At 40.2% G+C, this 22,575-nt stretch carries 12 protein-coding genes; all 12 read right to left on the bottom strand.

All coding sequences use genetic code 11. From position 1 onward, the window contains the following. Nucleotides 1-230 precede the first annotated feature (230 nt). Complete coding sequence (locus BLR37_RS06540; RefSeq protein ID WP_090766074.1) at nucleotides 231-2,186, bottom strand: c-type cytochrome; 1,956 nt, start codon at nucleotides 2,184-2,186, stop codon at nucleotides 231-233. 11 nt (nucleotides 2,187-2,197) lie between these two features. Further along, a complete protein-coding gene (locus BLR37_RS06535) occupies nucleotides 2,198-3,607 on the bottom strand; it encodes a 3-keto-disaccharide hydrolase (RefSeq protein WP_090766071.1) in 1,410 nt (469 codons plus the stop codon). 97 nt (nucleotides 3,608-3,704) lie between these two features. Further along, nucleotides 3,705-5,993 (bottom strand): GH92 family glycosyl hydrolase, encoded by a 2,289-nt coding sequence (locus BLR37_RS06530; RefSeq protein WP_039478915.1) that lies wholly within the window; start codon nucleotides 5,991-5,993, stop codon nucleotides 3,705-3,707. Nucleotides 5,994-6,031: 38 nt separating this feature from the next. Beyond that, on the bottom strand, nucleotides 6,032-6,703 hold the full coding sequence (locus BLR37_RS06525; RefSeq protein ID WP_090766068.1) for a basic secretory protein-like protein: 672 nt from the start codon (nucleotides 6,701-6,703) through the stop codon (nucleotides 6,032-6,034). 136 nt (nucleotides 6,704-6,839) lie between these two features. Beyond that, nucleotides 6,840-7,820 (bottom strand): basic secretory protein-like protein, encoded by a 981-nt coding sequence (locus BLR37_RS06520; RefSeq protein WP_090766065.1) that lies wholly within the window; start codon nucleotides 7,818-7,820, stop codon nucleotides 6,840-6,842. 492 nt (nucleotides 7,821-8,312) lie between these two features. Then, nucleotides 8,313-10,139 carry a RagB/SusD family nutrient uptake outer membrane protein gene (locus tag BLR37_RS06515; RefSeq protein WP_090766062.1) on the bottom strand — a complete coding sequence of 609 codons (1,827 nt, stop codon included), beginning with the start codon at nucleotides 10,137-10,139 and terminating at the stop codon, nucleotides 8,313-8,315. A gap of 10 nt (nucleotides 10,140-10,149) precedes the next feature. Continuing rightward, a complete protein-coding gene (locus BLR37_RS06510) occupies nucleotides 10,150-13,353 on the bottom strand; it encodes a SusC/RagA family TonB-linked outer membrane protein (protein WP_244154609.1) in 3,204 nt (1,067 codons plus the stop codon). 117 nt (nucleotides 13,354-13,470) lie between these two features. Further along, entirely contained in the window at nucleotides 13,471-14,031 is a 561-nt protein-coding gene (locus BLR37_RS06505; protein WP_052266297.1) for a discoidin domain-containing protein, read from the bottom strand. Nucleotides 14,032-14,823: 792 nt separating this feature from the next. Beyond that, complete coding sequence (locus BLR37_RS06500; RefSeq protein ID WP_090766057.1) at nucleotides 14,824-15,699, bottom strand: ROK family protein; 876 nt, start codon at nucleotides 15,697-15,699, stop codon at nucleotides 14,824-14,826. A gap of 68 nt (nucleotides 15,700-15,767) precedes the next feature. Next, on the bottom strand, nucleotides 15,768-18,035 hold the full coding sequence (locus tag BLR37_RS06495) for a GH92 family glycosyl hydrolase (protein ID WP_090766054.1): 2,268 nt from the start codon (nucleotides 18,033-18,035) through the stop codon (nucleotides 15,768-15,770). Nucleotides 18,036-18,132: 97 nt separating this feature from the next. Next, nucleotides 18,133-20,577: a glutaminase family protein gene (locus tag BLR37_RS06490; protein WP_090766052.1), complete on the bottom strand. Its 2,445-nt coding sequence runs from the start codon at nucleotides 20,575-20,577 to the stop codon at nucleotides 18,133-18,135. Nucleotides 20,578-20,909: 332 nt separating this feature from the next. Then, on the bottom strand, nucleotides 20,910-22,565 hold the full coding sequence (locus BLR37_RS06485; protein WP_090766573.1) for a RagB/SusD family nutrient uptake outer membrane protein: 1,656 nt from the start codon (nucleotides 22,563-22,565) through the stop codon (nucleotides 20,910-20,912). Between the last annotated feature and the right edge of the window lie 10 nt (nucleotides 22,566-22,575).

The following is a 22,575-nucleotide window of genomic DNA, read 5'->3' as shown; positions in this document are numbered from 1 at the left end:
TCCCTTACATAAAAAAATCGTCGTTACGTGAAGGCTTTTTCAGCCAACGAAGCCTGTCTGCTGCAGGCAGGTAATCTTTAAAGGAAAGAACTCCTGCATAAAAGATTGCTTCGTCGTTCCTCCTCGCAAAGACGAGCATTCTATTTGATTCTGGCGAAGTAAGGCTACCCCCATAAAAACAAAAACGGCTGATGTTTCCATCAACCGCCTTTTACTAACTTAAGCTAATTTTATTTTAAAGAATTGATCCAGCTGGCAATTTTATATGCTTCAGCTTTGGTTACCTGAGGCATTGGAGGCATCTCAGTTGAGTAACCCGGCCAGTTTTGTGGCTGAGGGTTGTGGATTAACTGAAATATTTTCTCAGGTGAATATTTACGTTTTGCAATTTCTGCAAACGGCGGACCAATTTGTCTTTTGGTTTGGTTGTGGCAAGCCAGACAAGTGTTTTTTGTTAATAAACCTTCTACTTCTTTAAAGGTTGGTGCTTTAGCCGTAGTAGCTGCTGTTGCAGGTGCTTTGGTTTCGGCTGTTTTTGCGGCAGCTGTTTTAGGTGCTGCTGTTTTTTTAGCTGGTGCAGGCGCTGCAGGGGTAGCTTCAGAGTTTTTAGTACTCACTTCGCTCATGCTAAGCTTATTTCCATCAGGAATCTGATTTAAGGTATAATAAGCTACAGGGTGAATCAGCGAATAGAAACCATCCTGCGAACGGATACCATCTAAAGTTAAAGTATGGATGTAATATTGACGCAGGTTCTGAACAATAATTCTTGCTTTCAATCCATCAGCAGAAACTTTAACACCTGAGATTTTTAATTTCTCGGTATTTACCGGTGGCGAACCATAAACCGGGTGGTATTTATAAATAAAACTCTCTGCGTTGTAAGAAGCTAAATCTTCGGCCGATTTACGGTCTACCGGCATGGTAAACTCAACTTCGAAACCATCAGGCATTGCCCTAACAGCTTTCATTTCGAAAGGTATTTTATTGTTGTAAACCAATCTTTCTAAACCTTCATTGGCATCACCTGCTGATCCCCAACCACGGTTGGTTTCTCCAACAAATAACGAACCATCAGTACCCCACTCTAATCTTAACACACCTGAACGGAAACCTTTACGGAACAGGAAGGCGGCGCCTTGCTCTTCACCTTTTACGGTTTCCATAAAAATCCTCGAAATGATACTCATCCCCTGATCTCCAACTAAAATCTGACCAGCAAATGGCCCGAATGTATTTTCAGGAATTTTAACCGGCTCAGCAGAAGAAATACCCAAAATACCGTAAGGTAACCAAACTGATGGTAAACGCAACTCAGGAAATACTTTCTTCATATCGAACAAAGTTTTGAAGGTTTCATTAACCCTGTTTTCTGGCTTAATGTATCTTCCCTGCTCGTTTTTAGTTCTACGTTCGTCTATTTGCGAATAAAAGAAATCAGACTGTAGTTTAACCGGAGAGTTTGGCAGGTTTGTCCACCTTAAACTTGCAGGGTGTCCCATAAAATCGCCTTTGTTTACTTTCCATAAACCACCCGATCCTACCCAGTCGCCCTGGTTTTCGGTGTAATAAAACTTACCGTCAATTTCGCCAATACCTGCAGGCGAACGGAAACCAGCTGCATAAGGGCTCATTTTACCATCTTCGGTAATATTCATGGCCCAACCACGCATCGGTACGCGGCTTTCTGCACGCCACCATTCTTCATCGCCGAAGGCAACGTTAGCAGTAACCATAAAAGTACCATCAGGCATTAATTTAGGTCCGAAACTATATTCGTGATAGTGACCACTTAAAGGCCAAGCATATACGGTTTCGTACACATCAGCCTTGCCGTCCTGATCTTTATCAACCAGTTTGGTCAATTCGCCACGTTGCGCTACGTAAATAGCCCCATTTTTATAGGCAATACCTAAAATTTCGTGCAAGCCATAAGCAAATCTGCGCCAGTAAGGTTTGGTTGTTGTTGGGTTTTCTACAATAAATACTTCTCCCCTACGGGTAGAAAGCGCTAAATCTCCATTGGGTAAGGTAATTAATCCACCAACCTCTAAAATAGGTCCTTCGGGTACGCGTACTTTATTTATTTTGAAAAAATCTTCTTCTTTCGGTGTTTCCTGTGCAAAAACTGTAGTAAAGCTAAAACTTAAGGCCAGTATTGCTAATTTCTTAAATGTATTTCTCATTACTATCACAATTAAAACAAAATGGTATAATTCAACTTACTTCCAATGGCTACAACCATTTCTTTCTTGCCATTTACATCTCTGATTACCGGTTTGGCAGTGCCATCAGCCAGCTGGATGTAATAAGATTTATCATCAACCAGATACAAACCTTTCGATACTTCTTCGATATTTGAAGCAGTAGCTAAAAGGAAATACAGATCTTTTGAAGCATTGTCGATAGTAATTTCTCTGTTTAAACCTTGTCCATTTTCCATCACTTTTACTGCATCAGTAACAGTGGTACCATAGATACTGTATTTAAACGTAGGTCTTTCCTGTTTATCGAGTACATATCCTTTTGTACGGAAACCTGTACCAGCAGTATCAGCTACCCATTTATCCTGTGCATTAGCCAGTTTAGAAATGGCTAAAACAGGTTTTTGTGTAAAACGGGTTACGCTGCCTAATGCACGCGAGGTACCATTACCACGGCCATCCCACATGGGTGTTGCATCGATAAAATCACCGTGCCAGCCTTGCAATAGTGTTCCGTTGTCCAAATCATAGCTGTAAGCTGTTTTTTCTGGTCCGCCTACCGAAATGGCATGTACTGAACGTACGCCTGGCTGTACATCTACGAAACTTCTGATCATGTTGTTGCTGGCAGCTTCGATATAGATCGGATCTGCGCCACCTCTTTGGTCAGACTTAGGAATATCGGATAATGCTGTAATTACGATGTTTCTAAAAGCAACACTACCATGATCGCCTTGTAAGCGCAATGGTCCGGTAGCTTTCTCGGCACCTGCAGCACCACGGGTAGCACCAAACAATTCAACATTTTCGTGAATGGTTACACCGTTAAGCACTACACTGATTACTTTAGCATTTTGGGTTTTCTTTCCCGAAGCATCAAATTGAGGTGCCTGGAAAACAATTTTAATGTGCTGCCATAAACCAGGTGCTTTACTTGCATTCTGACGTGGAGCTACGCCACCAAAACCTTTTTCGGCTTCTGGTTTACTGTCATCCCAGCGCTGGTAAATACCACCATTGTTAGATGAGGTTGCATTTCTCAATCCCCAGGCGTCATCAATCTGGATTTCGTAATTACCTTGCAGATAAATACCAGAGTTTGCACCTTTTGTGGTTAAATAATCAAGTTCTACTGCTACGTTACCATATTCGTTTACGGTAAATAAATCAGAGCCGGCCTTTTTAGCCGAAGACTGATTCACCAGAATGCCTTCGCCTTTGGTTGCTTTTAAAACATTTTCACCGTTTAAATCGGCTACAACATTTTCGGCCAGCGACCAGGAATTTCCTGGGTTACGGAAAGCAGAAAGATCTTTTAGTTCAATGCGCTGACTGTAGGCCAGCATGGTTCCACAAAGCCAGAGCATGGCTGTAAAACCCGTCTTTGAGACGTTTCGTATCATATATTTGGTTTCATTTGTGCCGGCCTCGTTTGGGCAGGCTGTGTTTTAAAATTTCCATTGAGCAGGTGTTTACTACTCAATGGAAAGGTAAAAATAATTATTTTTCTGTTGATAATGAATACGGGAAATCGGCTGGATTTGATCCTCGGGTTTTGTTTGGAGAAGCAGTCATGTTAAAGTTTAACACTGCACCTTTTTGCATTCCACTGTGGCTGATCCAATTTTTTGAATATGGCTTACCATTGATCTGCAACGACTGTACGTAACGGTTGTTATCGCTGTTTGCAGGTGCGTTAATGACTAGCTGCTTGCCGTTTTCTAAAGTAACAGTTACTTTTTTAAACAAAGGAGCTCCTAAAACATACTGATCTGTAGCAGGCGTTACCGGATAGAAACCCATTGCCGAAAACACATACCAGGCAGAAGTTTGTCCGTTATCCTCATCACCGCAATAACCATCAGGTGTTGCTTTATACATCCTGTTCATGGTTTCGCGCACCCAATATTGTGTTTTGTAAGGTGCACCACCATAGTTGTAAAGGTAAATCATGTGTTGGATCGGCTGGTTTCCGTGTGCATACTGACCCATGTTGGCAATCTGCATTTCGCGGATTTCGTGGATTACACCACCATAAGCACTTTCATCAAATACCGGAGGCATAGAGAAAACTGAATCCAGTTTGGTTACAAATTTCTGGTGACCGCCCATAAGTTTGGCTAAACCATCAATATCCTGGAAAACCGACCAGGTATAGTGCCAGCTGTTACCTTCGGTAAAGGCACCACCCCATTTAAACGGACTGAACGGGCTTTGGAAAGTTCCATCCTGGTTTTTACCACGCATTAAACCCGAAGCCGGATCGAAAAGGTTTTTATAGTTCATTGCCCTTTTCTTGTAAATATCAATTTCAGACGCAGGTTTACCCAATGCTCTTCCTAACTGGTAAATAGTGAAATCATCGTAAGCATATTCTAAAGTTTTAGCTGCGTTTTCGTTCTTTTTAACATCGAAAGGTACATAACCCAATTCGTTGTAGTATTTAACACCATCGCGGCCAACTGCTTCCATAGGGCCTTCGTTGTTGGCACCATGTTTTACCGCCTGCCACAAGGTTTCGATATCATAACCGCGCATACCTTTAATATAAGCATCAGAAACTACCGAAGCAGAGTTATTACCTACCATGATATTGGCATAACCTGGACTGCTCCACTCAGGCAACCAACCACCTTCTTTGTAGTCGTTAATTAAACCTTGCTGCATTTCTTTGTTGATTGAAGGATAAACCAGGTTTAAGAAAGGGTATAATGCCCTGAAAGTGTCCCAGAAACCTGTTCCGGCAAACATATAACCAGGCAACACCTGACCGTTATACGGGCTCCAGTGTACAATCTGGTTTTGTGCATCAATTTCGTACAATTTGTTCGGGAAGAACAAGGTACGGTACATGGCCGAGTAAAATGTACGGGTTTGATCGATGGTGCCACCTTCAACAGCGATTTTGCTTAAAGTTTTGTTCCAGGTAGCACGGCCTTTTGCTTTTGTAGCTTCGAAAGCATCGTTAGCCAATTCTCTTTTCAGGTTTAAATCTGCCTGCTCGAAACTGATGAAAGATGAAGCCACTTTTGCAATTACCTGCTCACCTTTTTGGGTAGCGAAACCGATAACAGCACCAGCATGATCAACTGTAAGTTCTAAATCTTTATCATTTAATTTTTTATCATCCCAGGTTTTAGCCAGTTTAAAATCTTTGTTAAAATAAATTACAAAGTAGTTTTTAAAATTTTTAGGCAACGGGCCACGGGCATACTTAGAGGTATAACCGATAATTTTTCTTTCAGCTGGAATGATTTTAATGTAAGAACCACGATTTTGTGCGTCGATTACCACAAAAGAGCTATCGGTTTTAGGAAAAGTAAACCTGAACTGTGCAGCTCTTTCGGTTGGCGTGATTTCAGTAGTTACATCAGCATCAGCCAAATAAACACTGTAGTAGTAAGGTTTAGAAACCTCTGCTTTATGGCTGAACCAGCTTGCGCGGTCATCGTCAGTAAATTTTAGTTTACCGGTAACAGGCATTAAAGAAAAAGCGCCGTAATCGTTCATCCATGGCGATGGCTGGTGGGTTTGTTTAAAACCGCGGATTTTATCAGCATCGTAGGTATAGGCCCATCCATCACCGCTTTTACCGGTTTGTGGTGTCCACATGTTCATGCCCCATGGCAAACCAATTGCCGGGTAGGTATTTCCGTTTGATAATGCCGGCTTGGACGCGGTTCCCATCAGGGGATTTATCCAATCAACCGGATCTGTAACCTTACCTACGGTTTGTGCGAAGCTGGTTGTTGCCGCAAAACCCAATAAGGCGATAAATAGTCGTTTCATTTGTTTTGTCCGTGTTTTTATATGCGTGTAATTATTATTTAAACTTGCGAATTTTTAACGTAATCTGCCCAAAGTGCATCTAAATCTTTTCCTGTTAATTTTGTCCAGATTTCCTTGGTATAAGTATGGTCTCTTAGTGAAGCATCGACAGCTTTAATAGTACCAGGCTTTACATTTTTCTCCATCCAGGCAAAAAATGCAGCGGTAATGCGATAGCTGTTTTTATAGCTATGCTCGGGCTTTAAAGCTGGCAGCGACCATTTGGCACCGGCATTATCAACACCAAATTTATAGCGGGCATAATCGGCAATTCCTTCGGTTAACCAACCTGGGCCAACACTACGACCGTAATCCTGTACAATGTGCATCACTTCGTGGGTTACCACATCGATATCTTCGGGGTGTTTAACCATCCACAACGAGCTGAATGTTACTTTGCCATCGGCGGTTGCCGCAACACCTTTGTAAGCGGTATCGACAAAAAATTTCACCTCTTTTATGGTTGAGGGATTATACTCTTTGGCCAGTTTTGGATAAACTTCGAAAAAAGTTTTAATTAAACGTTTTTTCAATTGCGGATCCAGTTCTGCAAAATTGCTTTCGAAGGATAAGGTGTAACCGCTCTTTTTGGTAATTTCCTGTGCTTTTAGCTGTGCAGAAAAGGCTGAAATCAGCATTGCACAAATCGAAAGGGTAAATATTTTTTTCATTTATCTGGGATTTATGGCTTTGGTTAGCACGTTTGGTTCTGCAAAATAAATATAATATGTAAAACGTTTTACTAAATGATCAAAAATTTTACTTTATTGATTGATTATTTTACTCCCCGCCCCTAACCAGGCACTGTTATTTACTGCTGTAGGTTAAAGTTACTTTTTGCGGCTCCTTACCGTAATCTTCCCAAAGCTGGTCGACGGTTTTACCGGTTAAAGCTGCCCAAGATTGCTCGGTATATTGGTGTGCCCTTAACTGCTGATCTAATGCGGCAATTAAACCTGGCTTTACATTTTGCTCTAACCAGGCGAAAAAACGTGCGGTAATACGGTAACTGTTCTTATAGCTCTGTTTCTCGTTATAAGCCGGCAAACTCCATTTAGAGCCCACATTATCTACCCCGTATTTATAGCGCACATAATCGGCAATGCCCTCGGTTAACCAAACCGGGCCTGCGCTGTAGCCATAACCTTGTACAATGTGCATGGTTTCGTGTGTTACTACATCGATATCTGTTGGATGCGCCTTCATATACCCTGCACTGAAAAGAATCCGGTTTCCACTGGCTTCGGCAACTGCCTTATATGCCGTGTCGACTACAAAAAGTACATCGTGTGTAGATTTTTCGTTAAAGGTTTTAACCAAAGTAGGATAAATTTCGAAATAGGTTTTAATCAGGTTTTTTCTAACCACCGGATCTAAATCCGGGTCTTTACTAATGAAAGTTAAGCTATAACCTTTGTGTTTTTCTTTGCTGTAAGAAACCCAGTTTTTAGCAAGTGCTGTAAACAATTCTTTTTCTATTTTCTTTTGCGATTTATTTTTAACCCATTCGCTGTTTACTTTGATTTCGCCAGCTTTTGCCTTAATTGTTGCTGTTTCGTCGGTTACAAAATCGAGCACCACATTTCTTTTGGTACGGTAACCATCTGCCTGGGCGAAACTTGGATAAACCTGAAAAAAAGCAGCTTTTAGTTTGGCATCTATATCGGCATTGGTAGCACTATCTTTATCGTTGATGGTAATCTTGTATTCTCTTTGCCCGCGGTTTTGAGCAAAAGCACCTGCGCCTAAAAATGAGGCCAAAGCAAGGATTAAAAATTTCTTTTTCATTTGGTTTGTTTGGGTGTATGATAAAATATAAACGTCAGACTAAAATAAATTCAACGCAGCAGAAACCTGGCAGGATGTAGTGCTCATGTATTAAAACACACCTGGCTATTTCCTAAATAAAAAGTTGAAAGAATGCAGCTTTAAAACTAAACTAAAACGTTTAAGTAAGCAATAATAAGCATATTACTACGTAAGCAAAAATTAATTGCGGGTTTTGCGGGATAAATTTTTAGTAAACGCAGAGCTTAGCGCCACAGCGGCAGTTAGAAATAAAAATATTACAGAAGGTTTTGCAGCTGGCGAGCAGGAAGATTGAGCGTCATTTAGCAGCTTATCAACAGCAAAATGATAAATAAGGCGTCTGCCTAAAGGGGCAGAAGTATTCAATTAACATACCTTCTACTTTAGCAAAGGCCAAGATATAAATAAAGACGCCCATTATTATAAAGCACAGCTTGCTTTCCTTGATGGAAAGCAAGCTGAATGCCTATATTACCACCCTGTATTTTGCACCAACAAAGGCACTTTTTGAACTTCGCCACTTGGTATTGGCCACAAATAGTGTTTCTTTTGGAAAACCCTGTTTTCAGTTACAACCGGAGTGAAAAATCCTGGGGCATTTTGCGTAATATTTAATCCCCTGATCTGGGTATCAGTTGTTTCTGCAATTTTCCATTCCCTTGTATAGAAATAACGATCTAACTCGAAAGCCAGTTCTACCCTCCTCTCTCTACGGATAGCATCTTTCATATCTGTTGGCACAGGCAAACCACCACTTCCATAAACCGGGATACCGGCTCTTGTACGGATTCTGTTTAGGTAGATTAAAATATCCGGATCAGAAGGATTTGATTCCTGCAAAGCCTCAATATAATCCAGGTAAATTTCTGCGAGCCTGATTACGGTAAAAATTGTTCTGCCACTTGTCCAGCCGGCAACAGTTAAATGTTTTCTGGAAGTATAACCTGTTTTGGTATAATCATTATTAGCAATAGCACTTTTACCTGCATTACCGTTAAACTCAAAACTGGTAACAATATTGGATGATGGGTTTATCCATTTACGGCCACTGTAGGTAATATCAGCATAAAAGCGCGGTTCGCGGTTAACGTACATATTACTAATGTTTCTGCTAACGCCCTGATCATTCGGATCTGGTGCCTGATAACTTGAAGTTCCATTTGCCGAATAAGTAGGGTCGCTTTCTATTGGCAAACCATTTGCAGTAAAGAATGCGTCGACTAACTGTTGAGATGGAGACAAGAAAGAGCCACCTTTATCTCCACCGGAGGCACCACTGTGGTTAGGGGCTAACGAATATTGATAGAAGGTTACATCGCCACCTCTGCCAAAAATAACCTCCGAATTCCAGCCATTCAAAAACACATCTCTCGTGGCTATAAACGCCCTGTTAAATGCTGTATTTGGTAAACCTGACGGTGTTGCAGCAACCGTATATAATGCGTAGCCAGAATAATTAGGATTGTTTAAAAATGCTTTTGCTGCTGTTGCAAGTCTTGTCCACTTTGCCACATTATAGGTCTGGCTAATCAGTTGTTTACCATCCTGATTTTTAAGATTGGCATAATCTGTATTGCCATTAAATAACGGGCGAGCAGCGGTTAATAACGCTTTTATTTTATAGGCGTCGGCTACAGCGGCATTAATATGGCCATAATCTTCATTAGCCTGTGGCGTAGCTGGCAACCTTTGGCTAACGGCTTCCAATTCGCTTACAATATAGTCAATACACTCATCCATAGAATTACGTGGCTTACTGATTTCGGCTAAAGGCGCGTCTGAAGCAATTGGATCATTGCCTAATAAAACTACAGGTCCGTATTGCCTTACTAAATAGTAATAATAAATGGCCCTAAGTGCTCTTGCCTCATTATAATAACGATTTACAATGTCGATACCCCCAATATTACAATCGGTACATTTCGTTACATTGGCCATAAATGAACTCGCTGCCTGTATGCCACGGTAATAATTTTGCCAGTGGTAATTTACTTGCCCGCTGGTTGCATCCCAGGCACCCGAATTCACATTTTCAGTAAAATTGGGTAACGTGTAGTCTGCTTCATCGGAAGCTGCCGTCCATGGGCCTATGTTCCCGCTTGCAGAGGCAGAACGATCCTGATTCTGATCGGGTAACGTTGAATAAACATTGGCCAAAGCCTGGTCAACAGTTGCTTTTTTCTGATACATCTGATCGAAAGTTAACCGATCATCAGGTACCTGATTTAAAAATTTCTTACAGCCATAACTACCTGCAATAAGTAATGCTCCGACGGTATATATTAATATATTTTTCATTCCTTTTATTTTAAAAATTAGCAGTAAGACCTAAAGAATAATTAGATGTTAGCGGATATCTGGTACCATTGTTGGTTAACAGTTCAGGATCCCAAAGCTTAAATTTGCTGATGGTAAATACATTGTAGCCAGTTGCATATATCCTTAAACGCTTAACGCCTAAAGATTTAATGCCATTTTTAAGGGTGTAACCTAAATCCGCATTTTTCAATCTTAAGAAACTGATATCCCGTTTCCACCAGGTACTTGACTGATAATTATTGTTGTTGGTACCTCCATAAGATAAACGCGGGTAAACTGCATCCTGACGAGGATTGGTAGTAGTCCAGCGATCGGCAGCAACGGCCAGCATATTACCCAAACCGCCCGAATTGGCAAATGATGGAATGTTTAACAAAATATCTGCATTATCCTGCCCCTGAAAGAACAAACCAAAATCGAAGTTTTTATAGGTTAAAGAAAAACCAAAACCATAAGTTGTAGTTGGCACATCACCTCTGCCAATTACAGTTTGATCGAATGAATCGATCTTGCCATCACCATTCAAATCTTTGTACTTAATATCGCCTGGCATTAGCGTTCCAAATTGTGTCGGACTTGCATTAATTTCTGCCTGGCTGTCAAACAATTTCTCTGCAATGTACCCCACACGTGTAGCAGCCAACACGTTTAAGCCACGTTGTTCCATCCATGGATAAGGCTTTGGTGCCTGATCATTTTCAATCACCTTATCTTTATTGAAAGTAAAGTTGGCCCTTAAATTAAGCGACCAATCTTTGCCAAACTGCGCATCGTACTGTAAAGTACCATCAATACCTTTATTTTCTACAATACCCAGGTTACCAATTGGGGTGTTTGCTAAACCAATATAATTTGGAACAGTACCTCTTTGTATAAACTGATCTTTTCTTCTTTCTTTAAAGAAATCGACAATTAATGATAAGTTGTTGTTTAGTGTTTTTAATTCAAATCCTAAATCCTGCTTACGTGTTTCGGCCCAGGTTACGTCTACTCCGTAAGCGGTTACGCCTAAACCACCTGGCGAAATGTTTCCGTTTTGCCCGAATGTATAACCACTTGCGCTACCCACTTTTGTTAAATAATAGAAACGGTCGCCTTCGCTACCCGCGTAACCAGCACCACTACCGCCACTACCTACTATACCATCAGAATAACGGAATTTAACCATCTGAAAAGCATTTTTAAGTGGCTCAAAAAACTTCTCGCTTGACAATAACCAACCAATACCCAATGCCGGGAAGAAACCATAACGTTTATCTGGTGCAAAGTTTTCTGAACCATTGTAACCAACATTAAACTCGAAGAAATACTTATTGTCGTAAGCATAAGTAGCACGACTGGCGATACCTTGCAGGCGGTATGGAAGAGAAAGGGTTAAATTACCTGCAAATGGTGTTGTATTATCGTTTTGGTTATATAACAACAAACCGGTTACTGCATGTTTGCCAAATGTACGGTTATAGTTAATAGCGGCTTCAAAATACATTTTTTTATCACCACCATTTCCGATACCGTAGTTCAGGAAATCCTGTCCCTGCAATACCAAACCATATTTATAACCTGAAGCAGGATTTCCTGCAACGAGGTAAGGATCGTTGGGGTTTATCCTGTATATCGTTTCACGTTTCGTTCTGGCTATAGAATTGTTGTTGTTTACGTCAAAAGAGAACATTGTAGTAACCGACAAACCAGGTGTTAGCTCTTTTAAATCCTGAGTTAAACGAAGATTAGAGTACAACTGATTGTTATAGCCAACTCTATAACCGTTTCTGGTAATATCTCCGTAAGGGTTACGCTGATCAGCCTGTGGACTTATACCTGGTAAACTACCATTTGGATAAAGAACCGGGAAAGAAGTTGGGTTGATCAGGAAAGCCTGACTAAAAATATCTTGTGCCCCTAAGTTACTTGGATAGTTACTTTGTGCCAAAATACCTTTGATACCTAAATCCATTTTAGTAGTTCCGGTAATATCCCAGTTTAAATTGGTGCTTACGTTGTAACGACTAAAATTTTGCTTAACAGCTGAATTTACCGCTTCATCGGTTTTAAACAATCCGTCTTCGCCATAATAGCCTAACGAAACATAATATTTGGCATTGCTAACGCCGCCCGAAAGATTAGCAGTTGCTGATCTGTTTCTACCAAAATCGTTGTAGATGGCGTCAAACCAGTTCACATTTGGATAAAGAACCGGATCGGTACCTGCGGCAGTTTTTTGAATGGCATCTATTGAATATGCAGGGGTAAAAGCGCCTGCTGCACCTCCCCTTAAATAATCAGAATACTTGGCCTCATTAGCTAAGTTCATGTAATCTACTCCGTCAATCAATTGCGGTTTTTTGGTAAAACGACTTATCCCTTCATAATACTCTACATTAATTCGCGGCGACCCCGTTTTTCCCTGTTTAGTGTTAATTAAGATTACACCATTGGCACCACGAATACCGTATACCGCCGTTGCAGCAGCATCCTTTAACACGGTGAAGTTCTCAACATCATATACGCTGATATCATTTAAATTACGGTTAGGTACCCCATCAATAATAATAAGCGGACCTCTGTCGCCTGATGTTAGCGACGATATACCGCGAATGAAAATATCAGATCCGGTTGCACCTGGCTCGCCATTTCTGGATACGTTTACCACACCCGGAATACGACCAGCCAATAACTGGCTCATACTCGAAACCGGTTGTTTTAATTCGTCGGCCTTAACCGATGATTGCGCACCAACAAGACTTTCTTTTTTCTGTGTTCCAAATCCTACAATTGCCACTTCTTGCAGGTTAGCACCGGTTGTTTCTTTCAACCGGATATCCAACGTGGTTTGCGTGCCAACAGGAATTTCCTTTGTATCGTAACCTACGTATGTTACAATTAAAATAGCATCCTGATTTGGAACAGTAATGGTGAAGGCTCCATTAACATCGGCAGCAGCACTTATAGAACTGCCTTTTACTTTTACGCCAGCTCCAGGCAGTGGCAAACCTGCCTCATCTTTAATAATACCGCGAATCACAATATCAGCCTTTGATTGATTGATTGAAACGGTAGTGTTTATATTAACAGCAGCAGCATGAGCCGTTGCATAAAAACCACTGCTTAGGGCTAGTGCAAAAACTACAGCCTTAAAAGCACAATTTTTAAGCCTGAGCCTGCCCCCAGTTAAATTTGTATTTTTTTTCATCATAAATTTTTTATTTTAACAGATATACTGTTATTGGTCTGTTTGGTTGGTTGAAAATTATAGCCCATCCATTTAGTGTGGACGAATAAATTTTGATCTGTCTTGATTTACAGAAAGTGATTATTGTTGTTCCTCGGGCACCTCAATTACTCTCCACTCTGATAACTGGAATAAAGAACCACCATTATTTAAAGTAACACTAAGCCTGTAATATTTGTACAGTACCTTATTTTTGAAGTTGTATGTTTTGGTTAAGTTACGACCCGAAAATGTTTCGCCTGTTCTGGTATCGAGGTCTACCCAATTACTACCATCTGTAGACCCGCTTAGTTTCCAGTTTTTAGGATCCCTGTCAGGAGCATCGCCACCGGATGTTAAAGTATAAGATGCAACTTGCTGAGCTGAAGGGAAAGTTAATTGCATGTAAAGACTTGCCTGATAGGGATTGATCAGGAATTTTGAGTTGATGTCGTTATCAATCAACTTTAAAGATCCTTCGCCAGCCGATGCGCCACCCGAATTTTCGATGTTAACCGTGAGTGCAGCTTTTGCCGTCACATCCACTTTGGCCTTCCAGGTAAAAAGATCCACTGCAGGGTATTCTTCTTTACCACATCCAAGAAGTAAAACTGCAGCTAAGCATAGCCCGACAGCGCCCCTTGTCATTTTTAAAACAGTCATAATTAATTTAAGATTTATTAGTTAGTAAAAGTGTTATAGTTTGCGGCAGTTTAATAAACAGTATAGCACATTGATTAAAGGGGAAGTAAATTGTACAGTAGTTTAACTGCCAATTCCAATAGCCCAGGCAAGAACTCGTTTCTGATTATTTTCTGACCTATAATGCCAGTTACTCAGATTGGTAGTGTATACGAGATACTCCCAGGCATGTAGCTTAGTTAAACTCTGCCGTCTTTTTCAGTACCAGAAACACAGCGCCTGCCAATTAACGGCTAAAATTGGTTTAGTCGGTTTTTTGTATGGTATTATTGGTTGTTTAGTTTGGTTGTTTGTTTTTCGCTGAGAACGATAAATACGAATAGTGGTGTAAATTTTCTTCTTATAGGCACTCCTTTGCTTTTAAATGAACAGATAATGTTTTTTAATTAAACTAAAACGTTTTAGCAAACTCTTATAAAAAAAAGCTTCAATGCTATTAAAACTTCTTGCTAAGGCCGATAAAAGATTGAATGCCAAGGAGGAACAACCCCATAAGCACTACTAAAACGTTTAACTAAACAATTATAAGCATATTATTGCAATTCCAAAATTATTTTTGATTTTTTTTAATAAAACGCACTAAAAATTGTGATTCATCAGCTACTTAGCAGTATAAGATACAGCTTGAACACCGATATTGCGTAACTAACCTGAAATCAGGAAGGAAAAAGAGAAAAATTAACTACAGAATTGATAAAAAATCATTAATTCTGTAGTTAAAATCAAATTAGTTGCATTTTTTAAAGCAGAAGTTTAAATTAAGCTCAAATCGCAGCAACTTGCGGCACCAATAAGGGCTGCATGTTCCTTCAATTCGGAAATTTTAATTTCCGTTTCGATGCCATTTCCTTTAAGTGTGGCAATTAGTTCGGGTGCAAATGCACTAAACGATTGTGCTATATTGCCACCAATAATGACGGTATCAATTTTATGTTGTTTGATAATCGGAATTAAAAACTGCGCCAGATTGTTACCAAACTCCATAAAAACCATGGTTGCGTGGTGGTCGGTTTCTACAATCTCGACAAGCTCTTTAACCCCTGCCACCACCTTACCACTTAGTTGGTTAAAACGTTTTACGAACCAGCGCGTAGATAAGTAATCTTCTGCAATTCCGTCTAAAAATTCGGAGTTCCAAAGGTCAGCATCAAAAGCTTTATAGTTGAGGCACAGCGATGAACCTAAACCAGTACCCAATGTTAGCCCCAATACACTTGCATTTCCTTTGGCTGCGCCTGCAAAAACCTCGCCTTGCAAAAAGCCTGCTGCATCGTTTATGAAGTGAATATGATCTGTAGGAATATCCAGTCTTTTAGAAAGTTCTTCTTTAACATTGATCTGATAAAGTGATTTAAATTTATCCTGTTCTTTAATTAACGAAATGCCTTCGCTGTAATTAAACGGACCAGGCATGGCAATACCCACATTGCGCACTCCATTTTTAATGTTTTCAAAAGCCTTATCAATAATATCGCACCATGCCGATAAAATCACTTCTTTACTCTCCTGCGAATTCACAGGGCTACGCTTGATAGAATCTTTCACCAAAGTTCTTGTTTCTAAATCCACCAATGCGGCCGTAATATGCGAGCCGCCAATATCTACACCTAATGCAACAGGCTTTTCCATTCTATATTTTATATTTCTTTATTGTTCTTCGTACTTTTTAATAATTTGCAAAAGTAGCAAATCATTATCTATTTGCTAAGCGAAAATGGCTTATCTTCAGCTAATAACCCTCTATTTAACGAAGGTTTAACATTCATTTCTAATTTTAGCACCCCTCCTTTCAACAAATCGCTGTGATTGATGAAGTTTTTGGTAAAGTTTTTACCATTAAGGGTAGCCGATTTAATGTAAACATGGTCCGCATCATTTGCTGCTGCATCGATCACGAATTTTTTACCATTTTCCAAATTGATGGTTGTTTTTTTAAACACGGGACTTCCCAAAACATATTCGCCTGTGCCTGGGGTTACACTATAAAAGCCTAACGCACTTAACACATACCATGAAGAGGTTTGACCCTGGTCTTCATCGCCGGGATAACCATTTTCGGTCGCATCGTAAAGTTTACGCATCACTTCGCGGGCATAGAATTGCGATTTCCAGGGTTGATTGGCATAGTTGTACAGATACACCATGTGCTGTATAGGCTGGTTGCCATGGGCGTACTGGCCCATGTTAGCCATTACCATTTCTGTCATTTCGTGTATCATGCCACCGTAAGTACCTACATTTACTTTATTGGGCTCACTAAAAACAGAATCGAGTTTAGTGGTAAAATTCTGATATCCACCCATGAGGTCAATTAAGCCTTTGGTATCCTGAAAAACCGACCAGTGATAATGCCAGGCGTTGCCTTCGGTAAAAGGCCCACCCCACTCAGTCGGGTCGAAATTTGGTGACCATTTTCCGCTTGCATCTTTACCCCGCATAAAACGGGTAGAAGCATCGTAAACGTTTTTATAATTGTACATGGGTTTCTCAAACACTTCCATGTAGTGTTTATCGCCAATCATTTTGGCTAAATGGTAAGCGCAATAATCATCGTAAGCGTATTCTAAAGTTTTAGCCGTTGCCTCTCTGTATTTTGGATAGGGCACATAACCCAGTTCGTTATATTCTTTTACGCCATCCCTTCCATTTGCCGGCCCCCAGGGCCCTTTATTCATGGCTTCGTGGTAATAGGCATCCAAAGCTTTTTTAGGATCGAATGTTCTGATGCCTTTTGCCCAGGCATCAGCCAATAACGAAATGGCGTGATTTCCAATCATACTCCCGGCTTCGCTAGGAAAAGACCATGAGGGCAACCAGCCACATTGCTGATAGGCATCGAGTAAAGCCTGCACATAACGACCATGCATTTCGGGTTGCACCAATGTATTTAATGGGAACTGCGCACGGAAAGTATCCCAAAAACCGGTATCGGTAAACATATAACCATCATGTACTTTGCCATCATAAGGACTAAAATAGTATGGTTTACCAGCTTCATTCAGTTCGTAAAACTTTCTCGAAAACAAGCTTGCCCTGAAAAAGCAAGAATAAAAAGTTTCCATATCGGCTTTAGAACCGCCTTCAACTTCAATTTTACCGAGTGATTTATTCCACACTGCAGCAGCATTTGCTTTGGTATCTTCCAGCGTTTTATCGCTACCCAATTCTCTTTTTAAATTAAGTTCGGCTTGTTTTAAACTGATATAAGATGAAGCCGTTTTAACCTGCACTTTTGCTCCGGCTTCGAATTGCACAAAGGCACCTTTACCCAAACCTTCGGCCATGACAGAATCGGCTGAAACGGTATTGTTCTTGTTTTCCCATGTTCCGTATGATTTAATGGGCTGATCGAACTGAATTACAAAATAGCTTTTCCAGCCTCTTTTAAATCCTTCGCCATTATTTACCCAACCGGTAATTTTATTTTCTTTTGGAAAAATCTGTACTCCGCTTAACCGGTTGTAACCATCCAAAACCAGAAAACTTCTTTTGCTTTTCGGATAGCTGAAACGCAGATGTGCCCCACGTTCTGAAGGTGAAATTTCGGTCGTAATGTCGTTTTCGAACTTTACTTTATAATAATTTGGTTTGGCTATTTCATTGTTATGGCTAAATTTCGCTTCACGTTTGTTTTCATCAACTACCAGCTCATCAAGCATAGGCATTAAAGAAAATACAGCATAATCTCTGGTCCATGAGCTACATTGGTGTGCCTGTTGAAAACCTCTTATTTTATCTTTAAAATACTGATATTTCCAGCCATCGCCATTTCTGCCGGTTTGGGGTGTCCAGGTATGCATGCCAAAAGGTAATGCGGTTGTGGGGTAAGTGTTGCCACGGGTAAGCTCATGTTTGGAGTTGGTTCCCTGCAAAGTGTTTACATACTGTACCCAATCTTTTTGCTGTGCCAATAACCCCTTGGCAGAAAGGCAAAACAGAACGGATGCGATTAATTTAATTTTCATTGTTTGCTTGTGTGTTTATTTTTTGTGCTTTTTGAGCTGTATAAAAAAAACAGCATTACTTACAGCTTACACTGCAGGCCATGCTGGTTTAAAAAGTTTATTTAATTTCCCATTTATCGGCTAACATCTTAATGAAATAACCCCCAACTACGCTCCTGGCCTGAAAGCCGGTCATTTTACCATTGGTAGTTTCGTGCCAATCGCTTAGTGGCACTTTACTTTGGGTTTCGGTTGCGTAACGATGTACCGGGCTAATAAATTTCCCGAAATCGGCATCATTGTCGGCAAGAGTAGCTGTCCACATGATCCAATCCGATTTGGTATAGGTTCTGCGGCTATCCAACGGCAAGCCAAAGTCTTTTTGTTTGGTTAAGTAGAAATTGATTTCCTTTTTGTAAACCTCTTTTGGAAAGAGATCAAGCTTTAAGAGTTTATCCCAAACCAGGTTGTATTTCTGGCTCCAGGTATTCTTATCATTAAAGGTTAAGGCATAATGGTCGCCATCGTCGGCCATTTTCATCCAGTTCTGTGCCATTTGTAAAGCTGCAGTTCTGTATTTGGTGGCAACATCTGTTTTGCCCAATTGCTGCGCCATTTGTGCATAACCACCCAATGCTACAATTGCTTTAACTGATAAGTTTGCATTGCGGGCCAAATGACCTGCAAAATCATCGGTACAAAGTTGGTTTGCCGGATCAAATCCTTCTCTTAATAAGTAGTTTGCCCATACCGACATAACCTCCCAGTGCTTTTCGGCATATTTGGCATTGCCCTCGGCTTTGGTAATGGCAGCAGTTAAAATAATCATGTTGCCTGCTTCTTCTACCGGCATATCTTCGCCATAGGTTTGCCCGTTAGCCAATGGATAAGTACCCAAATCGTGTGCAGCGAAAGGTTTTTTCCACTTGCCACTTTCCGAATAATAGAAAATTCCGTTCAGCATACCTTTTAACAACTCGGGGTTATAGACCAAAAATTGCGGGGCTGAAGGATAGGTAACATCAACCGTGTTGATTGAACCATTACTGAAATTTTCTTTGGATAAGAAAAGGATATCACCATTTGGTGCATACACAATTTTGTGGGCAGCAATGGCCTGCCTGTAAGCCAGTTTACATAAATCGGCATAGGCTACACCACCAGCTTTTTTGGCATCGGCATATAATTTAGCATCAAATGTTGCACATTCAGTTTTAAGCGCCGGATATTGTGCAGCGGCTTCGGCGAGTTGATCTTCAAAGTGCTCTCCACCAGCCTGTCGCCATACCGGTAATAGTTTTTCGCCAAAGTATTCTATCGATTTCAAATCATCGTAGCCCAGCATCACATATTTCTCTACCACAGCAGAAGAAACTGTGCCAAAAGGAATCACACTGTTCAGGCTTAAGTTTTTGATATTTAACACCTGGTTTTGCGCTGGGTATTTAGCCGATAGTAAAGCTTTAAGACTTTCGTTTGGTGTGCCGATAAACTGAGTAGCTTTAAATTTTGAAGGAACAGCAACGTAGAGATAACCCCAGTCAATGCGCACATCGTCGCCACGTTTTTTTAATATAGGTTGCGCTACGGTACCTGTTTTGAGTACCGATAAATTATTGCCAATGCTTTTCCAGGCCGAAACGGGTTGGGCAGGATTATTTACCGCAATGTTTGATGAGGCACTAAAATAAATATCAACCTGGTGTGTTTTTCCATCTGTTGCATTTACGGCATAGCTGATGTAACTAATGGGGCGGGCAGTTAATTTTATATTGCCGGCCAATAAAGGCGAGGTAAAATCGACCTTTAAATTTACCGGACCGCAGCTAAAAGTGTATTGTGTACTGGTGGCCTGAATGCTTACATGGGTTTGTTTGGCTACATCTGTTTTAATTTCTGTTGCCTCTTCTTCAACAATGCCTGCATCTAAATGGCGACCACCGGCTGTATTTTTAACGTAGATGGCCAATACATTTTTGCCTTTTTGCAACACTCCGTTTTCGATTGGGAGGTAAGCATAATCAGAAACCCAGCCGTTTTTTCGGTAAATAACCTTACCGTTTAAGTAAACAATTACGTTATCATCGTGATTAAGCTTTAAATATTTTTTAGTGGCAGAAACATTGCTCAGATCGAAGGTGCGGCGAAAATAAAGATCATTTGTGGTCCATTTTGTTTTGGCACGTTCATCATCGCCAAAAGGTGCCTCAGCTTTTTTCCAGCTGGCGTCGTTAAAAGCATTGCTATCCCAACCTTCCTGTGGTTTATCGAAGCTGTAGCTTACCTGATATTTTGATTCGTCGGCTGCCGGAAGTATGGTTTTGAATGTTTTACTTTCCTCACCCAGGAATCGGTATAATTTTCCATCAACTTTGATAATACCCAATAACGATTGTTCTTTGCCCGTCCAGTGTTTGGTAGCAGAATTGGTAAGGCCATCGCCAAATGACCAAATGCTGAAATAAGCATCGTGCGTAATTAAGGGATAAGCGGGAGCTTTATCTTGTGCCCTAACGAATAAATTAAGCAACAAGCAAAGTGTTAGTAAGGAAAATTTTCTCATAAATTAATATTTGGTTCATTGCGGTTGATAAAACGTTTTACCAATTTATCTTCCAAATATCTTATGCCAAGCCTGATTAAGGAGCGAAAGATGATGTTGGTTTAAAAATGGATTTCGGGTTGTAAAAGCCTAAACAAAGTAAAACGTTTTACTAAATCAATATTAATAAAAAATAATACACTTTTCACTGCTTCAGTTCGTAACATATAGGTTACACAACATTAACATAAAAACAAGCTACTATCTACATTAATTAGCTAAAAAATCTTTCAAAAAAAGAAGCCGCATCATAATTGATTATGATGCGGCTTTCTATATCCCTAAGTTACTTATTAATTATAGCCTGGGTTTTGTGCTAAATTTACATTAAGCGTACGTTGCACCTGAGGAATAGGGAACAAATTTCTGAATGCTGCAGAAGGGGCATGATCCCACCAGCTTCCTGTAGTAAACTTACCAAAACGAATTAAATCATCGCGGCGGAAGCCTTCAAATACAAATTCTCTACCTCTTTCGTTCAATAACTCATCAAGTGTTAAAGTTGCAGTGGTGTATTCATTTGCAGCCCATGTTGCTGAAGTAAATGCACGTTTTTTGCAATCGTTAACCAACTGAACTGCCTGAGCATTTGCTGTACCACCATTTTTACGCATTAATGCTTCGGCTTTTGCAAAATAAATCCAGGTTAAGCGATATAAATTCCAGTCTGTACAATTATAGTTAAGATCAACTGCAACAGGCAATCCTCCTACTATACCAGCAACGTTGTTTCCTAATTTATATTTATTAAAACGAATACCACTGTTTTCTTCTCCTTCACTCATGTTAGATACTGAAGAGCCTACTTTGGCACGACGAATTTCATCAACAAAATTAATTTGCTGACCATCGTACTCATTACCACCAGAAGCAAGTGCTGGCTGCCCATTGTCAAATCTAACTTGAGGGCCTTGTAATAACCAGGTTGTTTTTCTCAAATCATCATTGTTATACTTGGTGTAGTTACCTGGAACCATTACCACTCCATTATTTCCATTTCTGGAACCACCATAGATTCTATCTTGTTGGAAATGGAAGAATTCACCAGTCCATGATGGCTGTGAGTTAGCAATTCTAAATTCGTAAGCAATAGCAAAAATCACTTCTTTAGATAAATCATTTGTGCTTTTAAACTGATCGGTAATGTTTGCATCAAGTGCCATAGTTCCATTCTGTCCACCAGCTTCATTGTTAATTAATTTATCAGCAGCAGCAATACAATCATCCCAACGGGCAGTTCCTGTCCAAACTTCAGCATTTAAGTAAAGTTCAACCAACATGGCATAACCACCAGCTTTAGTCATTCGGCCAATCATATTTCTTGATAAGTTTGGTGCCTTATCAATATTTTCTTTGATTTCTTTTTCTACAAAAGCAAAGACTTGAGCACGTGGTCTGGTCTCGGGTTTTGCAGGAGTACCCACTTGGGTTACTACCGGAATATTTCCAAAAAGATCCATCAATTTTAGATAGTGATATGCTCTTAAAAGCTTCAATTCGGCAATAAAACCATCTTTTTCTATTTGCGTTATGCCCATTTGTGCCAGGCTGCGCTTTTCTAAGTTTTCGATTGGATCGTTACAGTATCCAATACCTCCGTAAATTAAAGACCAGGCGTTATTCAATGGTCCGTCATCAACCAACCAGCTATGATAGTGTAAACGTTTCCATTTACCACCATCTTCACCATGTCTTCCTTTGGTTGGCCACGCCAACTGATCGCCAGAAAGTTCTGATGGTCTCCACCACCCATCCTGACCTGATGGAGTTGCCCAGGCATTTGCGTGGGTATATGGTCTTAAAACCGCAGATAAAACTTCGTTTTTGTTATTGTAATAATTATCAGTGATTAGCTGACTATATATCTTCTCATCTAAGTTTGTACATGCATTAAATAATACAGGTAAAACTAAGAGCGCAGATAGCATAATTTTTTTATATGTTTTCATTTTCTTATTA

The organism is Pedobacter soli, assembly GCF_900101435.1.
GTDB lineage: Bacteria > Bacteroidota > Bacteroidia > Sphingobacteriales > Sphingobacteriaceae > Pedobacter > Pedobacter soli.
This window is presented reverse-complemented; position numbering and strand designations above follow the sequence as displayed.

Excerpts from the sequence above, each read along its gene's own strand:
- BLR37_RS06540 (WP_090766074.1), bottom strand. The coding sequence starts at position 2,186 with ATGAGAAATACATTTAAGAAATTAGCAATACTGGCCTTAAGTTTTAGC.
- BLR37_RS06535 (WP_090766071.1), bottom strand. The coding sequence starts at position 3,607 with ATGATACGAAACGTCTCAAAGACGGGTTTTACAGCCATGCTCTGGCTT.
- BLR37_RS06530 (WP_039478915.1), bottom strand. The coding sequence starts at position 5,993 with ATGAAACGACTATTTATCGCCTTATTGGGTTTTGCGGCAACAACCAGC.
- BLR37_RS06525 (WP_090766068.1), bottom strand. The coding sequence starts at position 6,703 with ATGAAAAAAATATTTACCCTTTCGATTTGTGCAATGCTGATTTCAGCC.
- BLR37_RS06520 (WP_090766065.1), bottom strand. The coding sequence starts at position 7,820 with ATGAAAAAGAAATTTTTAATCCTTGCTTTGGCCTCATTTTTAGGCGCA.
- BLR37_RS06515 (WP_090766062.1), bottom strand. The coding sequence starts at position 10,139 with ATGAAAAATATATTAATATATACCGTCGGAGCATTACTTATTGCAGGT.
- BLR37_RS06510 (WP_244154609.1), bottom strand. The coding sequence starts at position 13,353 with ATGATGAAAAAAAATACAAATTTAACTGGGGGCAGGCTCAGGCTTAAA.
- BLR37_RS06505 (WP_052266297.1), bottom strand. The coding sequence starts at position 14,031 with ATGACTGTTTTAAAAATGACAAGGGGCGCTGTCGGGCTATGCTTAGCT.
- BLR37_RS06500 (WP_090766057.1), bottom strand. The coding sequence starts at position 15,699 with ATGGAAAAGCCTGTTGCATTAGGTGTAGATATTGGCGGCTCGCATATT.
- BLR37_RS06495 (WP_090766054.1), bottom strand. The coding sequence starts at position 18,035 with ATGAAAATTAAATTAATCGCATCCGTTCTGTTTTGCCTTTCTGCCAAG.
- BLR37_RS06490 (WP_090766052.1), bottom strand. The coding sequence starts at position 20,577 with ATGAGAAAATTTTCCTTACTAACACTTTGCTTGTTGCTTAATTTATTC.
- BLR37_RS06485 (WP_090766573.1), bottom strand. The coding sequence starts at position 22,565 with ATGAAAACATATAAAAAAATTATGCTATCTGCGCTCTTAGTTTTACCT.